The organism is Variovorax sp. 679 (assembly GCF_003952185.1).
Lineage (GTDB): Bacteria > Pseudomonadota > Gammaproteobacteria > Burkholderiales > Burkholderiaceae_C > Variovorax.
This window is the reverse complement of the sequence record NZ_RXFS01000001.1, coordinates 767,428-782,626: the sequence shown is the minus strand read 5'-3', so window position 1 is coordinate 782,626 and position 15,199 is coordinate 767,428. Positions and strand designations below refer to the sequence as shown.

General features: G+C 67.9%; 15 protein-coding genes. 2 read left to right on the top strand and 13 right to left on the bottom strand.

Annotated elements, in window-relative coordinates:
* Nucleotides 1–17: 17 nt before the first annotated feature.
* From prmC to hemA, 3 genes are all read right to left on the bottom strand, one after another.
* Nucleotides 18–872 carry a peptide chain release factor N(5)-glutamine methyltransferase gene (gene prmC / locus EJO71_RS03700; RefSeq protein ID WP_125947395.1) on the bottom strand — a complete coding sequence of 285 codons (855 nt, stop codon included), beginning with the start codon at nucleotides 870–872 and terminating at the stop codon, nucleotides 18–20.
* Entirely contained in the window at nucleotides 872–1,960 is a 1,089-nt protein-coding gene (prfA, locus tag EJO71_RS03695; RefSeq protein ID WP_125946752.1) for a peptide chain release factor 1, read from the bottom strand. The genes prmC and prfA overlap by 1 nt, the downstream gene beginning before the upstream one ends.
* A gap of 97 nt (nucleotides 1,961–2,057) precedes the next feature.
* Nucleotides 2,058–3,329, bottom strand: coding sequence for a glutamyl-tRNA reductase (hemA, locus tag EJO71_RS03690; RefSeq protein ID WP_125946753.1), 1,272 nt, complete (start codon nucleotides 3,327–3,329; stop codon nucleotides 2,058–2,060).
* A 112-nt stretch (nucleotides 3,330–3,441) separates the two neighbouring features.
* Between hemA and EJO71_RS03685 the strand changes: the two genes are divergently transcribed.
* Nucleotides 3,442–3,720, top strand: a complete 279-nt coding sequence (locus EJO71_RS03685; protein WP_125946754.1) for a hypothetical protein — start codon at nucleotides 3,442–3,444, stop codon at nucleotides 3,718–3,720.
* A gap of 10 nt (nucleotides 3,721–3,730) precedes the next feature.
* Here EJO71_RS03685 and EJO71_RS03680 read toward each other — a convergent pair whose 3' ends face one another.
* The 4 genes from EJO71_RS03680 to EJO71_RS03665 all read right to left on the bottom strand — a co-directional run bounded on the left by EJO71_RS03680 (nucleotide 3,731) and on the right by EJO71_RS03665 (nucleotide 6,941).
* Nucleotides 3,731–4,243 carry a GNAT family N-acetyltransferase gene (locus EJO71_RS03680; protein ID WP_125946755.1) on the bottom strand — a complete coding sequence of 171 codons (513 nt, stop codon included), beginning with the start codon at nucleotides 4,241–4,243 and terminating at the stop codon, nucleotides 3,731–3,733.
* Nucleotides 4,243–5,037, bottom strand: coding sequence for an ABC transporter ATP-binding protein (locus tag EJO71_RS03675; protein WP_125946756.1), 795 nt, complete (start codon nucleotides 5,035–5,037; stop codon nucleotides 4,243–4,245). The genes EJO71_RS03680 and EJO71_RS03675 overlap by 1 nt, the downstream gene beginning before the upstream one ends.
* On the bottom strand, nucleotides 5,037–5,933 hold the full coding sequence (locus EJO71_RS03670) for an ABC transporter permease (protein ID WP_125946757.1): 897 nt from the start codon (nucleotides 5,931–5,933) through the stop codon (nucleotides 5,037–5,039). The genes EJO71_RS03675 and EJO71_RS03670 overlap by 1 nt, the downstream gene beginning before the upstream one ends.
* Nucleotides 5,934–6,014: 81 nt before the next feature.
* The gene (locus tag EJO71_RS03665; protein WP_125947396.1) at nucleotides 6,015–6,941 is read right to left on the bottom strand and encodes an ABC transporter substrate-binding protein; all 927 of its coding nucleotides are present in this window, start codon (nucleotides 6,939–6,941) and stop codon (nucleotides 6,015–6,017) included.
* Between the two features lie 263 nt (nucleotides 6,942–7,204).
* On the opposite strand from EJO71_RS03665, the gene EJO71_RS03660 reads away from it, so the two are divergent.
* Nucleotides 7,205–7,675 (top strand): Lrp/AsnC family transcriptional regulator, encoded by a 471-nt coding sequence (locus EJO71_RS03660; protein ID WP_125947397.1) that lies wholly within the window; start codon nucleotides 7,205–7,207, stop codon nucleotides 7,673–7,675.
* 19 nt (nucleotides 7,676–7,694) lie between these two features.
* Here EJO71_RS03660 and EJO71_RS03655 read toward each other — a convergent pair whose 3' ends face one another.
* The 6 genes from EJO71_RS03655 to ugpB form a co-directional block, all read right to left on the bottom strand.
* A complete protein-coding gene (locus EJO71_RS03655) occupies nucleotides 7,695–10,127 on the bottom strand; it encodes a DUF3772 domain-containing protein (protein ID WP_125946758.1) in 2,433 nt (810 codons plus the stop codon).
* A gap of 65 nt (nucleotides 10,128–10,192) precedes the next feature.
* Nucleotides 10,193–10,939, bottom strand: coding sequence for a glycerophosphodiester phosphodiesterase (gene ugpQ, locus EJO71_RS03650; RefSeq protein ID WP_125946759.1), 747 nt, complete (start codon nucleotides 10,937–10,939; stop codon nucleotides 10,193–10,195).
* Between the two features lie 3 nt (nucleotides 10,940–10,942).
* On the bottom strand, nucleotides 10,943–11,950 hold the full coding sequence (gene ugpC, locus EJO71_RS03645; protein WP_125946760.1) for a sn-glycerol-3-phosphate ABC transporter ATP-binding protein UgpC: 1,008 nt from the start codon (nucleotides 11,948–11,950) through the stop codon (nucleotides 10,943–10,945).
* A gap of 3 nt (nucleotides 11,951–11,953) precedes the next feature.
* Nucleotides 11,954–12,805: a sn-glycerol-3-phosphate ABC transporter permease UgpE gene (gene ugpE / locus EJO71_RS03640; RefSeq protein WP_093198282.1), complete on the bottom strand. Its 852-nt coding sequence runs from the start codon at nucleotides 12,803–12,805 to the stop codon at nucleotides 11,954–11,956.
* 1 nt (nucleotide 12,806) lies between these two features.
* Nucleotides 12,807–13,688 carry a sn-glycerol-3-phosphate ABC transporter permease UgpA gene (ugpA, locus tag EJO71_RS03635; protein WP_125946761.1) on the bottom strand — a complete coding sequence of 294 codons (882 nt, stop codon included), beginning with the start codon at nucleotides 13,686–13,688 and terminating at the stop codon, nucleotides 12,807–12,809.
* Between the two features lie 101 nt (nucleotides 13,689–13,789).
* Nucleotides 13,790–15,103, bottom strand: coding sequence for a sn-glycerol-3-phosphate ABC transporter substrate-binding protein UgpB (gene ugpB, locus EJO71_RS03630; RefSeq protein WP_125946762.1), 1,314 nt, complete (start codon nucleotides 15,101–15,103; stop codon nucleotides 13,790–13,792).
* Between the last annotated feature and the right edge of the window lie 96 nt (nucleotides 15,104–15,199).

The window sequence follows — 15,199 nt, the reverse complement described above, 5'->3', positions numbered from 1 at the left end:
AAAATAGGCTGGGGGGATTATTTCACCGTGCGCCAGATTCCGCCGGAGCAGCGCTGGATGCCGGCGAGGTCGTCGCGGCTTTGCACTTCGGCGAAACCGCGCTCGGCGAGCAACTGGCGCACGGCCGCGGCCTGGTCATGGCCGTGTTCGAGCAGCAGCCAGCCGCCTTCCGCGAGGTGGGCGGGGGCGTTCTGCACGATCTGGCGGATGTCGTCGAGGCCATCGACGCCCGAAACCAGGGCGGAAGACGGCTCGTGGCGCAGCGCGGGCAGATGGGGATCGCCGGTGGCGATGTACGGCGGGTTGCTGGCGATGACCGCGTAGCCGTTGCCGGCGCCGTCGAGCCAGTTGGCCTGGGCAAAGCGCACGGGCAGGCCGAGGCGCCGGGCGTTGGCCTGGGCGACCGCGAGCGCATCGGCGCTGGCATCGACCGCGTCGACCTGCGCATCGGGGCGGGCGTGTTGCAGGGCCAGCGCGATCGCGCCGCTGCCCGTGCCGAGGTCGAGCGCGCGCGGAGCGGCATGGCCTTCGAGGCATTGCAGGGCCCATTCGACCAGCGTTTCCGTGTCGGGCCGCGGCACGAGCACACGGGCATCGACCTGCAGGTTGAGGCCGTGGAATTCCTTCTCGCCCAGCAGGTAGGCGACCGGCTCGCCAGTGCGGCGCCGCGACAGCTGCGCGGCCAGCGCGGACCACGCCGCATCGGGCATCGCGTCGGTGTCGTGTGCCAGCAGCCAGGCCCGGTCGTGCGGGGCGCGGCCCAGCGCGTGCAGCAGCAGCAACTGGGCGTCGAGCCGGTCCACGCCCAGTGCGATGGACGCGGCCAGCGCCTGCGCCACGGTGGCCGGCAACGGGTTCTCGATGGCGGTCATCATGCCGGCAGGCTCGATTCCAGCTCGGCCAGCTGCTCGGCCTCGCGCGCGGCGCGCAGCGCATCGAGCACGTCGCCGAGATCGCCTTCCATGATGGCGAGCAGCTTGTAGAGCGTGAGATTGATGCGGTGGTCGGTCAGCCGCCCCTGCGGAAAGTTGTAGGTGCGGATGCGGTCCGAACGGTCGCCGCTGCCGATCAGTCCCTTGCGCATGGCGGCGTCCTTGGCGGCGCGCTCGCTGCGCTCCTTCTCCTGGATGCGCGCCGACAGCACCTGCAGCGCCTTCGCCTTGTTGCGATGCTGGCTGCGGTCGTCCTGGCATTCGGCCACGATGCCGGTCGGGATGTGCGTGATGCGCACGGCCGAGTCGGTCTTGTTGATGTGCTGTCCGCCCGCACCGCTCGCGCGGTAGGTGTCGATGCGCAGGTCGGCCGGGTTGATCTGCACGGCCACTGTCTCGTCGGGCTCGGCCAGCACGGCCACGGTGCAGGCGCTGGTGTGGATGCGGCCCTGCGTCTCGGTGGCCGGCACGCGTTGCACGCGGTGGCCGCCCGATTCGAAGCGCAGGTGGCCGAACACTTCGTCGCCCACCACGCGCACCACCACTTCCTTGTAGCCGCCGAGCTCGCTCTCGCTCTCGCTGACGATCTCGCAGCGCCAGCCCGCGCGTTCGCAGTAGCGCGTGTACATGCGCAGCAGGTCGCCCGCGAACAGGGCCGATTCGTCGCCGCCCGTGCCGGCGCGGATTTCGAGGAAGGCGTTGCGCGCGTCGTCGGGGTCCTTGGGCAGCAGCAGGCGCTGCAGCTCGTCCTCGAGCTGCACCAGTTCGGCCTCGGCGCCTGCGATTTCCTCTTTCGCCATCTCGGCCATGTCGGGGTCGTCGAGCATTTCCTTGGCGCCGGCGATGTCGGCCTCGCGCTGCCTGTAGCGCTCGTAGCGGCCGGCGATCTGCGTGACCTCGGCATGCTCGCGCGAGATGGTGCGGTACTGCGCCATGTCGCTCATGATGTCTTCGCGCGAGAGCAGGAAGTCGAGCTCGCCCAGGCGCTGGGCATAGCGTTCGAGTTGGTGGCGGAGAAAGGATTTCACGGGGGAAAGAGGCTCGAAAAAATGGGGATGTGCTGCCGTGCGAGGGCAGGGCGCATGAAAGCCGCAGCCATGCAGGCCGGGCCGCCGACGAGCGTCGCTAACGCTCTTTGCGCAGGAACAGGCGCGAGATCGTCTGCGCCGTCTGCTCGCGCGAGGCGGCGTCGCCCGCGTGCAGCTCGGCCATCGCGCCGTGCATCATCTTCTGCGTGAGCCCGCGCGACATGGCTTCGAGCACCGCGTCGATCGATTCGCCCTTGGCCAGCAGCTTGCGCGCGCGGGCCATCTCGGCGGCGCGCCACTCGTCGGCCTGCGCGTTGAGTTGCTGGATCAGCGGCACCGTGCCGCGCTGGCCCAGCCAGTGCATGAAGCTCTGCACGCCGGCATCGATGATCACTTCGGCCTGCGCCACGGCAGCCTGCCGGTTGGCCTGGCCCTGCTGCACGACCTGCGCAAGGTCGTCGACGGTGTAGAGGTAGATGTCTTCCAGGGCCTTCACTTCGGGCTCGATGTCGCGCGGCACGGCCAGGTCGACCATGAACATCGGACGGTGCTTGCGCGCCTTGAGCGCACGCTCGACGGCGCCCAGGCCGATGATCGGCAGCGTGCTGGCGGTGCAGCTCACGACGATGTCGAATTCGGCCAGCCGCGAGGGCAGGTCGGCCAGCCGCATCGCCTCGCCGCCGAAGCGCGAGGCCAGCTTTTCGCCGCGTTCCAGCGTGCGGTTGGCGATGGCGATGGCCTTGGGCTCCTTCGCCGCGAAGTGCGTGGCCGCGAGGTCGATCATTTCGCCCGCGCCGACGAACAGCACGCGCGTCTTGCGCAGGTCTTCGAAGAGCTGGCCGGCCAGGCGCACCGCGGCGGCAGCCATGCTGATGGAGTGCGCGCCGATCTCGGTGGCCGTGCGCACTTCCTTCGCGACGGCGAATGAGCGCTGGAACAGCTGGTTCAGCGTGCTGCCGAGCGCGCCGGCCGTCTCGGCGGCACGCACGGCGTCCTTCATCTGGCCGAGGATCTGGGCTTCGCCGAGCACCATCGAATCGAGTCCGCTGGCCACGCGGAAGGCGTGGCGCGCGGCTTCGTCGTCGTGCAGGGTGTAGGCATGCGAGCGCAGCAGGGCAGGGGCGACGCCACCGCTTTGCGCCAGCCAGCCGAAGGTGTGGTCGAGCGCGGCGTGCTCCGAGGCGCAATAGATCTCGGTGCGGTTGCAGGTGGAGATGATCGCGGCCTCGACCTGGGGGTGGCGGCCGGTGGCGAAGGAACTGCGCAGGCTCTGCAGGGTGGGGGCGATCTGGTCGAGCGCGAACGCGAAACGACCGCGCAGATCGAGCGGCGCGGTCGTATGGTTCAAGCCGAGGGCCCAGACTGACATGGCCGTGATTATAAAATCAGCAGCCGCACGAGGCTCGCCAGGGGACAAATGGCTTTCCCTATGACAGCCATAACCCCGGACGCATGTTCCGGCCCCTGCGCAATCCCCTCCGATGGACCTGCTGGCCCTCCTGAACCACCTGCTTAATTTTGTAGCACCCGCGGCTTTCCTGGCCCTGGTGCTGGCCTTTGCCGGGCGGTTCCTGGGCGGCGGGCGCGCCGGCGTTCCGCGCTGGTGGGTGCAGTTCGCGCTGACCTTCGCGGCCGGCGTCGGGGTGCTGGTTGCCGGGCTCGTGGTGTTCGGGCGCGACGGGGCGATGGTGACCTATGCCGCGCTCGTCGTGGTCTGCGGCACAGTCCAGTGGCTGGCGATGCGCGGCTGGCGCCGCTGACGACCGGCCTTCAGCCCAGCCGGCGGATCATGTAGACCGATTCGCCCGGATAGGTGGCGAGACGGGCCTGCTGCTCGGGGCCGGCGGGTCGCGCGGCCTCATACCCCTGGCGCTGCCAGAAACCCACCGACGATTGCACCGACACCAGCGTCGAATGGCGCCAGCCGGCCTGCATCGCATGGGCCCAGGCATGGCGCACCAGCCGGGGCCCCAGCCCCAGGCCCGAGGCGCCCGGGTGCACCGCCAGGTCGTGCAGGTAGAGCGAATCGGCCTGTGCGGCCACTTCGAATTCGCCGTGCAGCGGCGTGAGCTTGCCGGCCACGGACGGATAGCCCGCCAGATAGGCCCGCACGCCGCCCTCGTGCTCGGCCACCCATCCCGTGTGCGGCGCGGCACCGAGCCGCCGCGCGATCAGCTCGCCGTCTTCCACGAACCCCGCGCCGTAGCAGGCGAGCTGGATTGCCAGCACCGCGTCGAGATCGTCGGCACGCATGGCGCGCACGAAGACGGTGTCCGACGCCATCAGGCCAGCAGCAGCTTGTCGTCGTCCAGCTTCTCGCCGCGGGTCTGCTCGAACATGCGCAGCAGGTCGGGCACGTCGAGTCCGGCGCGCTGCGGCCCGGCCACGTCGAGGATCACCTGGCCCTCGTGCAGCATCACCGTGCGCGAGCCGTAGTCCAGCGCCTGGCGCATGCTGTGCGTCACCATCATCGCGGTGAGCTGGCTGCCTTCGACGATCCTGGCGGTCAGCTCCAGCACGAAGGCGGCGGTCTTCGGGTCGAGCGCGGCCGTGTGCTCGTCGAGCAGCAGGATGCGCGAGGGCTTGAGGGAAGCCATCAGCAGGCTCACCGCCTGCCGCTGCCCGCCCGAGAGCAGGCCGATGCGGTCTGCCAGGCGGTTCTCCAGCCCCAGCTTCAGGATCGACAGCTTCTCGCGGAACAGCTCGCGCAGGTTGCGGTTGAGCGCGAAACCGAAGGCCCGGCGCTCGCCGCGCTTCCAGGCCAGCGCCATGTTCTCCTCGATGGTCAGCGCCTCGCAGGTGCCGGCCATCGGGTCCTGGAACACGCGGGCCACCATGCCCGAGCGCTGCCAGGCGTTCAGGCGGGTCACGTCCTTGCCGTCGATCTCGATGCTGCCCTTGTCGACGATCAGGTCGCCGCTCACCGCATTCAAAAAGGTCGACTTGCCCGCGCCGTTCGAGCCGATCACGGTGACGAACTGGCCGGTGGGAATTTCCAGGCTGAGCCCGCGCAGCACGCGGTTCTCGATCGGCGTGCCCGGGTTGAAGGTCATCTCGAGTTGTTGGGCGCGCAGCATCAGTTCTTCCCCTTGAAAAGCCCGCCCAGCTTGCGCTTGTAGGCTGGCACCAGCAGCGCGAAGGCCACCAGCACGGCGGTCACCAGGTTCAGGTCTTGGGCCTGCAGGCCCATGAAGTCGGTGTTCAGCGCCATCGCGATGAAGAAGCGATACAGCAGCGCACCCAGGATGCACGCCAGCGTGGTGATGATCATGCTGCGCGCGGGAAGCAGCGTCTCGCCGATGATCACCGCGGCCAGCCCGATCACGATCGTGCCCACGCCCATCGAGATGTCGGCCGTGCCCTGGCTCTGCGCGAACAGCGCGCCGGCCAGCGCCACCAGCGCGTTCGACAGCGCCAGGCCCGCCATGGTGTGGAAGTCGGTCGAGATGCCCTGGGCCCGCGCCATGCGCGCGTTGCCGCCGGTGGCGCGCATCGCCAGGCCGGCTTCCGAGGCGAAGAACATGTCGACCACGATCTTGGCCGCGATCACGATCAGCAGCAGCAACAGCGGCTTGGCCCACTGCTCCGGCATGCCGCCGAAGCTCGCCATGCTGAACACGGTGGGTTCGGTGATGAGCGCCACGTTGGGCTTGCCCATCACGCGCAGGTTGATGGAGTACAGCGCGATCATCACCAGGATGCTCGCGAGCAATTGCATGATCTTCAGCTTCACGTTGAGCCAGGCCGTGACCCAGCCCGAGACGGCGCCGGCCACGCAGGCCACCGCGGTGGCGGCGACCGGGTTCCAGCCGGCGACGATCAGCGTCGCGGCCACGGCGGCACCCAGCGGAAAGCTGCCGTCCACCGTGAGGTCGGGAAAGTTGATGATGCGGAACGACATGAAGACGCCCAGCGCGACCAGTCCGAATATCAGACCGATCTCGATGGCGCCCAGCGAGGCGATGAGGGACATGTGGGGAGGCTTCCGGCAGGCGGCGAGGCAGAAACGGACGCGCCCCGGTGGATGAAACCGGGGCGCGGGCCCGTCGGGGGCTTACTTGGTGCTCACGACCTTCGCAGTCTTCAGCAGCTCGTCGGACAGCGTCACGCCCTGCAGCTTGGCCGCGCCGGGGTTCACCACCAGCTCGAAGTTGGTGCTGGTCTGCGAGGCGATGGTGCCGGGCTTCTCGCCCTTGAGGACGCGCACCACGATCTTGCCGGTCTGGCGGCCGATGTCGCTGTAGTTCAGGCCCAGGGCGGCCACGGCGCCGCGCTCGACGGTGGCGGTGTCGGCAGCCACCACGGGCAGCTTGGCCTGCTGGGCCACCTTCACGATGCCCTCGAAGGCCGAGACCACGTTGTTGTCGGTGGGCGTGTAGATCACGTCGGCCTTGCCGACCAGGCTCTGGGCGGCGGTCGGCACGTCCACCGTGCGGGCGGCGGCGGCTTCGACCATGGTCATGCCGGCGGCCGAGGCGGCCTTCTTGAGCGACTCGACGATGGCCACCGAGTTGGCTTCGCCGGGGCTGTAGATCACGCCGATGCGCTTGGCGTTCGGCACCACCTGCTTGATCAGGCCGACATGCTTCTCGAGCGGCGACAGGTCCGACACGCCCGTCACGTTGGTGCCCGAGGGCTCCCAGTTCTTCACCAGCTTGGCGGCCACCGGGTCGGTGATGGCCGAGTACACCACCGGAATCGTCTTGGTGGCGGCCACCACGGCCTGCGCCGACGGCGTGGCGATCGCGACGATCGCGTCGGGCTGGTCGCCCACGTACTTGCGGGCGATCTGGGCTGCGGTGCCCACGTTGCCCTGCGCGCTCTGGTAGGTGAACTTCAGGTTCTTGCCTTCCTCGTAGCCGGCGGCCTTCAGCTCGGCCTTCACGCCGTCGCGCACGGCATCCAGCGCCGGGTGCTCGACGATGGCGGTCACGGCCACCGACTTGGTGTCGGCCGCGAACGAGGGCGCGGCGGCGAGCATGCCGAGAGCCAGGGCCACTGCGCTGAAGGGAGTGCGAAGCAAAGCGTTTTTCACGTGAAAGGGTCTCCGGGTGGGGAATGGATGCGTCTGAAGCCGCCGGCGGGTGCCGGCGGCGGGGGATTCAGCGGCCGGGGTTCGCGGCATGCGGCCCGGGCGCCACGGAGTCTAGATCGTACTTTGCACAATTAAGGTGCATCAAAGCCTCGGGCTTACCCCGCTTTGCGCCATAAAATTGCATTCAATTGGTGAATTGGGAGATGAAATTGCATGAGATCGAACTCGACCGGATCGACCGGAGGATTCTTGAGCACCTGCAGGCCCACGGCCGCGCGTCGAACCTGGAGCTGGCGGAGGTGGCCAATCTCTCGCCCGCCCAGTGCCTGCGGCGCCACCGGCGGCTGGAAGAACTGGGGCTCATCAACGGCTATGCGGCGCGGCTGAACGCGCGCCACATCGGGCTGGGCGTGATCGCCTTCATCCACGTGACCATGGCGCGCGGCCATGTGGACGAGCTGCCCAAGTTCCAGGACCTGATCGCGGACATGAAGCAGATCCTGGAGTGCTACTCGGTGACGGGCGACTTCGACTACGTGCTCAAGGTCGTCGCACGGGACCTGGAGGCGCTCTCGCAGTTCCTGATGCACACGCTGATGCACATGCCGGGCGTGTCGGCGGTGCGCTCCAGCGTGTGCCTCAACGAGATCAAGTCCACCACGGCGCTGCCGCTGGAGTGAATCGGAAGAGGGCGGGGCCTCAGGTCGGCAGGCCCGGTATCGGCGAGGCTGGCGACGAAGGCACGGCCGCCGGTGCGGCGGGGGCTTCCGGCACGGCGGTCATCACCATCGTCGGTACCGCCAGCGGCAGCGAGGCCTTCTTGAGGTCGTCGAGGATCACGAACAGCAAGTCGCTGCGCACGCCGCCCGCCAGGCGCGGGCTCGCCACATAGGCGATCGCCTGGAAGATCAGCAGCCCGTTCTCGATGCCTTCCAGCGTGAGCGACGGCGCCGGCGTCTCCAGCACGCCCTCGTGCGCCTTGCAGGCTGCGAGCATCAGCTCGCGCACGCGCTGCGCGTCGGTGGTCAGCGGCATCGGCAGGCGGATCAGCACCCGGCCCTCGGCATTGGCCAGCGTCATGTTGCGCACGGTCTTGGTGATGAACTCCGAGTTCGGCACGATCAGCGTCGAGCGGTCGCCCAGCTGGATCTCGGTGGCGCGCACGTTGATGCGCCGCACGTCGCCCTCGGCCGTGCCCAGCACCACCCAGTCGCCCACCTTCACCGGCTGCTCGGCCAGCAGGATCAGCCCCGAGATGAAGTTCTGCACGATGGCCTGCAGGCCGAAGCCGATGCCCACCGACAGCGCACTCGCCACCCACGCGATGCGCTCGATGCCGATGCCCAGCGCCGACAGGGCGAACGCCACCACCAGGATGCCGCCCACGTACCCGAGCAGCGTGGTGATCGAGCTCTGCATGCCCGGCTCGAACTTGGTGTTCGGCAGGTAGCTGCGTTCGAGCCAGCGCTTGAAGATCCGCAGCAGGATGAAGCCCGCCACCGCCACGCCGACGGCGCTCAGGATCGCGCCCGGCACCAGCTGGAACTCGCCCACCTTCACGCCGGTGCCGAGCTTGCCGCCGCGCTGGAACACCTCGCCCGGCCCCGTGCCCAGTGGCGCGGCCAGCGCCACCAGCATGTAGAAGAAGAGGGCCACCCGACTCAGCGCCGACAGCACCGTCGCAACCTGGTCGAGCGTCTGCGGCGCGAGGTTGAAGCTCTTCTGCAGCCGCTGGCCGAAGGCTGCGCGCGACGACACCGTGGCCATGAACACGTCGTCCGCGAACTTGAACAGCACGTAGAAGGCTGCCGCGACGATGCCGCTCCAGGTCAGCTGCGAGGCCAGGAAGCTGGCGAGCGCCACGTAGCCGACGGCCACCAGCACCCAGATCGCGATCATCAGCGCGCCGATCAGCGCCACCAGCAGGCCGACCCACATCGGCCGTTCGGGCAGGCCCGCCTCGGCCGCGTCGGCGCGCAACGGCTTCACGACATAGAGCACCGTGGCGACCAGCGCCGTCAGCACCAGCGCCGTGAGCACGTGCGTGGCCACCACGGCCGCGAAGCTCGCGTCGATCAGCGAATTGACCTCCGCCGGCGTCCATGCCAGCGCAGCCACCAGCGCCACCAGCCAGGGCAGGGCGGCCAGCCGCGAGGCCATGGCGTCGGGAATCGGCGGCAGGCGCCACGAAGGCCGGCTGGTTGCCAGCAGCCCGCGGCCCAGCCCGATCACGAAGGCCATGAAAACCATCGCCTGCGCCGTCGAATTGAGCACCTTGCGCGCCTGCGGCTCCCAGGTGGCGAACTCCTTCAGCACCGCGACGAAGCCATGCGCGGCCACGGCCACCAGCAGCACGTGGCTGGCGACGATGCCGATCACCAGCAGCGAGCGCCGCAGCCGGCCCGCCGGCAGGAAGCGCGCGGCCAGCTTCACGAGCAGGGCCTCGGCCGCCCAATTGCCGAACACCGCGAGCAGCAGCGCGCCGATCAGCGCCGCGATCACCTGCAGGCGCGTCTCGGGCTGCGTGGCGGCCATCAGGCCATCGTTGACCGAGGACGCCATCGCCTGCAGCCGGGCCAGGTCGTCGGGCCAGGCTTCGCGCAGGTCGCTCCAGAACTCGGCCGTCAGCGGCGAGGCCGCGCGCTCGGTGAGCTCCGCCTCGAACAGCGCCCGGCGCTGCGTGACCAGGTCGGTGCCGCGCTGCCGCACGTCGACCGACAGCAGGCGCGCGAGGCGGATGTCGGCATCCAGCGCGTTGCGCTCCTTGGTCAGGCGGGCGCGCTGGCGGGTGATGTCGGGGTCTTCGGTGGCGCCGGCGGCGGGCGGGTTGCCGAGCTCGCCGAGCTTGGCGTTCAGGTCGGCAAGCTCGCCGGTGCGCGCAGTGACGAACTTGTCGGCCTGGACGCCGATGTCGTTGATCTGCGTGAGCAGCTTGCGCGCTTCCTCGTCGGTCTCGGCGGCGGTGCTGAGCTTCGTGAACTGGGCGCGCAGTTCCGCCACCGTGGGGGCGGGAGTTGCGGCGGCCGCGGCGGCACTGTTGGCGTTGCCGCCGAGCTCAGGCTGCGCCAGGGCGCCGCCGCACATGCACAGGGCCGCGAGGCACAGGCTCGCGAAGCGTAGGGTCCAACTCATGGCCGCATCATAGAAGCCGCCATTTCGTAAGGGCCGGTAAGAAATGCAGCCCCTGTTCGGCGGCGTCAGCCGGCGGGGCTGAACAGGTCGACCCTGTCGGTGATGATGCCGTCGGTGCCCAGGTCGATCAGCCGCTGCGCGGCCTTGTCGTCGTTCACGGTGTAGCTCAGCGTGCGCATGCCTGCGCCATGAACCAGCGCCACCACCGCCGCGTCCCACAGCGTGTGGTTGCAGACGATGGCCGAGCAGCCGAGCTCCCTGGCTGCTTCGAGCCAGCCGTCCCAGAGCTTGTCGAGCAGCAGGCCTCGCGGCAGTTCAGGCTGCACCGCCTGTGCGCCCTTGAGCGACTCGACCTGGAAGGATGTGAGCAGCGGCGGCACGGCCGCGCCTTGCCACAGCCGGGCGGCTTCGCGCGCCACCACTTCGCCGGTTTCACGCTCGCTGCCTGGCGTCGGCTTGATCTCGATGTTGAGCAGGTAGTCGTTGGCCAAGCAGAAGCGCGCGAGGTTCTCCAGCGTGGGCAGCGGTTCGCCCGCATAGGCGCGCGAGTGCCAGCCGCCCGCGTCGAGTTGCGCCAGCGCGCTCCAGGGCTGCGCGCCACCGGTGCCGTGGCCGCTGGTGGTGCGGTCGAGCGTGGCGTCGTGCATCAGGAAGACGACGCCGTCGGCGCTGAGCTTGGCGTCGCACTCGAACATGCGGTAGCCGTGCGAGGCGCCGAGCCGGAAGGCGGCGAGCGTGTTTTCGGGCGCGAGCTTGCCGGCGCCGCGGTGCGCGACCCAGCGGGGGTAGGGCCAGGGTGTCGACAAGGCCATCGCTCAGTCGGCCCTTTTGCCCGAGCCGGCGTCGAACCAGTGCAGCTTTTCTTCGCGTGCGGCGATCTTCACCGTGTCGCCGGCAACGGGCGGGTGGTCCGCCTCATCGGTGCGCATGATGATCTGCTCGTCGCCGATGCGGCCGTACACCAGCCGTTCGGCGCCCAGCAGTTCGACGTGCTCGACCTGCACCGACCAGCCGTTCTCGTCGAGCACCAGGTGCTCGGGGCGGATGCCCAGGATCTGGCCGGGGCGCACGCCCGGTGCGTGCTTCAGCAGGTTCATCGGCGGCGAGCCGATGAAGCTCGCCACGAAGGTGGTGGCGGGGCGCGAGTACACCTCCTCGGGCGTCGCGAACTGGTCCATCACGCCGCCGTTCATCACGATGATGCGCTGCGCCAGCGTCATGGCCTCGACCTGGTCGTGCGTGACGAACAGCGAGGTGATGCCGAGCTCGCGGTGCAGTTTCTGGATCTCGAAGCGGGTCTGCGCGCGCAGCTTGGCGTCGAGGTTCGACAGCGGTTCGTCGAACAGGAACACCTGCGGCTGGCGCACGATGGCGCGGCCCATGGCCACGCGCTGGCGCTGGCCGCCGGAAAGCTCGCGCGGCTTGCGTTCCAGCAGGTGGCCGAGTTCGAGGATCTTCGCGGCCTTGTCGACGCGCACCTTGATCTCGGCTGGCGGCACCTTGGCGATCTTCAGGCCGTAGGCCATGTTCGCGAACACGCTCATGTGCGGGTACAGCGCGTAGTTCTGGAACACCATGGCGATGTCGCGCTCGGAGGGTTCGAGCTGGTTCACCACCTTGTTGCCGATGGCGATCTCGCCGGCGGAGACTTCCTCCAGGCCGGCCACCATGCGCAGCAGAGTGGACTTGCCGCAGCCCGAGGGACCGACGATGACGATGAACTCGTGGTCGGCGATCTCGGCGCTCACGCCGTGGATGACCTGGTTGGCCTTGGGCCCGTGGCCGTAGCGCTTGATGACGTTGCGTAGGGAAAGAGCAGCCATTCTTTATTTCTCGGTATCAACAAGGCCCTTGACGAACCACTTTTGCATCAGCACCACCACCAGCGCGGGTGGCAGCATGGCGAGGATGGCGGTGGCCATCACCACGTTCCATTCGTTCTGGCCGTCACCGCCGGCGATGAGCCGCTTGATGCCGACCACGATCGGGTACATGTCCTCGTTGGTGACTGCCAGCAGCGGCCACAGGTACTGGTTCCAGCCGTAGATGAACTGGATCACGAAGAGCGCGGCGATGCTGGTCTTCGACAGCGGCAGCAGCACGTCGAAGAAGAAGCGCATCGGGCTCGCGCCGTCCATGCGCGAGGCCTCGGTGAGTTCCTCGGGCACGGTCAGGAAGAACTGCCGGAACAGGAAGGTGGCCGTGGCCGACGCGATCAGCGGCACCGTGAGGCCCGCGTAGCTGTTCAGCATGCTCAGGTCGGACAGCACCTTGTAGGTGGGCAGGATGCGCACCTCCACCGGCAGCATCAGCGTCACGAAGATCGCCCAGAAGCAGATCTTCTTGAACGGGAAGCGGAAGTACACGATGGCGAAGGCCGACAGCAGCGAAATGGTGATCTTGCCGATGGCGATGACCAGCGCCGTCACCAGGCTCACCCACATCATGTGGGCCACTGGGGCGTTGGAGCCCGCGCTGCTCGCGCGGCCGAAGAGCGCGCCCTTGTAGCTGTCGAGCATGTTCGAGCCCGGCAGGAGCGGCATCGGCCGCTGCACGATTTCCTGCGCGGTGTGGGTGGACGCCACGAAGGCGAGGTAGATGGGGAAGGCGACGATCAGGACGCCGAGGATCATCACCACGTGGGCAAGGATGCCCTGGGTGCTTCTTCTTTCAACCATGTCAGTACTGCACCTTTTTCTCGACGTAGCGGAATTGCACGATGGTGAGCGCGATCACGATCACCATCAGCACGACCGACTGGGCGGCCGAGCCACCCAGGTCCAGGGCCTTGAAGCCGTCGTGATAGACCTTGTAGACGAGGATTTCCGTGTCCTTGCCCGGGCCGCCCTCGGTGGCGGCGTGGACGATGGCGAAGGTGTCGAAGAACGCATAGACCACGTTCATCACCAGCAGGAAGAAGGTGGTGGGCGACAGCAGCGGGAACTGCACCGTCCAGAAGCGGCGCCACGGGCGCGCGCCGTCGATGGCGGCCGCCTCGATCAGCGACTTGGGAATGGACTGCAGGCCGGCCAGGAAAAACAGGAAGTTGTAGGAGATCTGCTTCCACACCGCGGCCATCACGATCAGCGTCATCGCATGCTTCGAATTGAGCAGGTGGTTCCAGTCGATGCCGATCTTGCCGAGCGCATAGGCGACCACGCCCAGCGAGGGGGAGAACATGAAGACCCACAGCACGGCCGCCACCGCGGGCGCCACGGCATACGGCAGGATCAACATGGTCTTGTAGAACATGCCGCCGCGCACGATGCGGTCGGCGAACACCGCCAGCGTCAGCGAGAGGCTGAGGCCGATGGTGGCCACCAGCACCGAGAAGACGGCGGTGGTCTTGAAGGACTCGCCATAGGCCGGGTCTTCGAACAATTCCTTGAAGTTCTGCAGTCCAACGAAGTCGACGGAAGTGCCGAACGCGTCCTGCTGCTGCAGCGATTGCAGGAGGGCCTGCCCCGCCGGCCAGAAGAAAAACACGAATATCACCGCCATCTGCGGTGCCAGCAGCAGCCAGGGCAGCCAGCCCGAGCGAAAGAAAACGCGTTTTTCCATGAACCCTCTACGTAAAAAATCCCGCCGCGCCCACTCTTGTAGAAGAGTGAGCGGGGGCGGGCGATATTAGCCGGACACGCGAGGGGTCCGGTCGTCGATCGTCAGCTCTTGTTGGCCTTCTGGAAGCGTTCCAGTTGCTCGTTGCCTCGGGTCACGATGGCGTCGAGGGCTTCCTTGGCCGTTTTCTTGCCGTTCCAGACCTGTTCGAGCTCTTCGTCCTCGATGGCGCGGATCTGCACGTAGTTGCCCAGGCGGATGCCGCGGCTCTTGTCGGTGACCTTGCGGATCATCTGCGTCACGGCCACGTCGGTGCCGGGGTTCTGCTTGTAGAAGCCCGAGTCCTCGGTGAGCTTGTAGGAGGCCGTGGTCACGGGCAGGTAGCCGGTGCGCTTGTGGCTGGCGGACTGCACTTCAGGCGTCGAGATGAAGCTGAAGAACTTGGCCACGCCCTTGTACTCGGCCGGCTTCTTGCCCGACATGACCCACAGGCTGGCGCCGCCGATCACGGTGTTCTGCGGTGCGCCGGGAACGTCCGGGTAGTAGGGCAGGGGAGCCAGGCCGTAGGCGAACTTGGCGTTCTTGGCCACGTTGCCGTAGAAGCCCGAGGACGTGTTGATCATGGCGCACTCGCCCGACACGAACGAGGCCTCGGGCACGTTGCCGCGGCCCTTGTAGATGAAGAGGCCCTGCTTGGCCATGCTGGCCAGGTTCTCGATGTGGCGCTGGTGCAGCGGCGAGTTGACCTTCAGGCGCGCGTCGAGGCCCTGCAGGCCGTTGGCCTTGCTGGCGAACTCCACGTTGTGCCAGGCCGAGAAGCTCTCGACCTGCGTCCAGTTCTGCCATGCCGTGGTGAACGGGCACTTGTGGCCGCTGGCCTTGAGCTTGGCGGCGGCGGCGACCACTTCGGGCCAGGTCGACGGCGCCTTGTCGGTGGGCAGGCCGGCGGCCTTGAAGGCGTCCTTGTTGAAATAGAAGATGGTGGTCGAGCTGTTGAACGGGAAGCTCAGCATCTGGCCGTTGGGGGCGGTGTAGTAGCCGGCCACGGCGGGGATGTAGGCGGCCGGGTCGAACTTCTCGCCCGCGTCCTTCATGACCTGGCCCACCGGCACGATGGCACCCTTGCTGGCCATCATGGTGGCGGTGCCCACCTCGAACACCTGCAGGATGTGCGGTGCGTTGCCGGCGCGGAAGGCCGCGATGGAGGCCGTCATCGATTCGTCGTAGGTGCCCTTGAAGGTCGGGATGACCTTGTATTCCTTCTGGCTCTCGTTGAACTGCTTGGCCAGGTCGTTGACCCACTCGTTGTTGACGGCGGTCATGGAATGCCACCACTGGATCTCGGTCTGGGCCTGCGCCACGTTGAAGAGCGTGGTGGCGGCCAACGCCGATGCCAGGGCGAGCGTCTTGAATCGCATGAAGACTCCTGAAGGGAAAAATGGAAAGCGCGGATGCTAGGGCATGTGCATGACACAGCCGCGTCACATTGGCGCACGGCGCACGGGTTTCCTCCA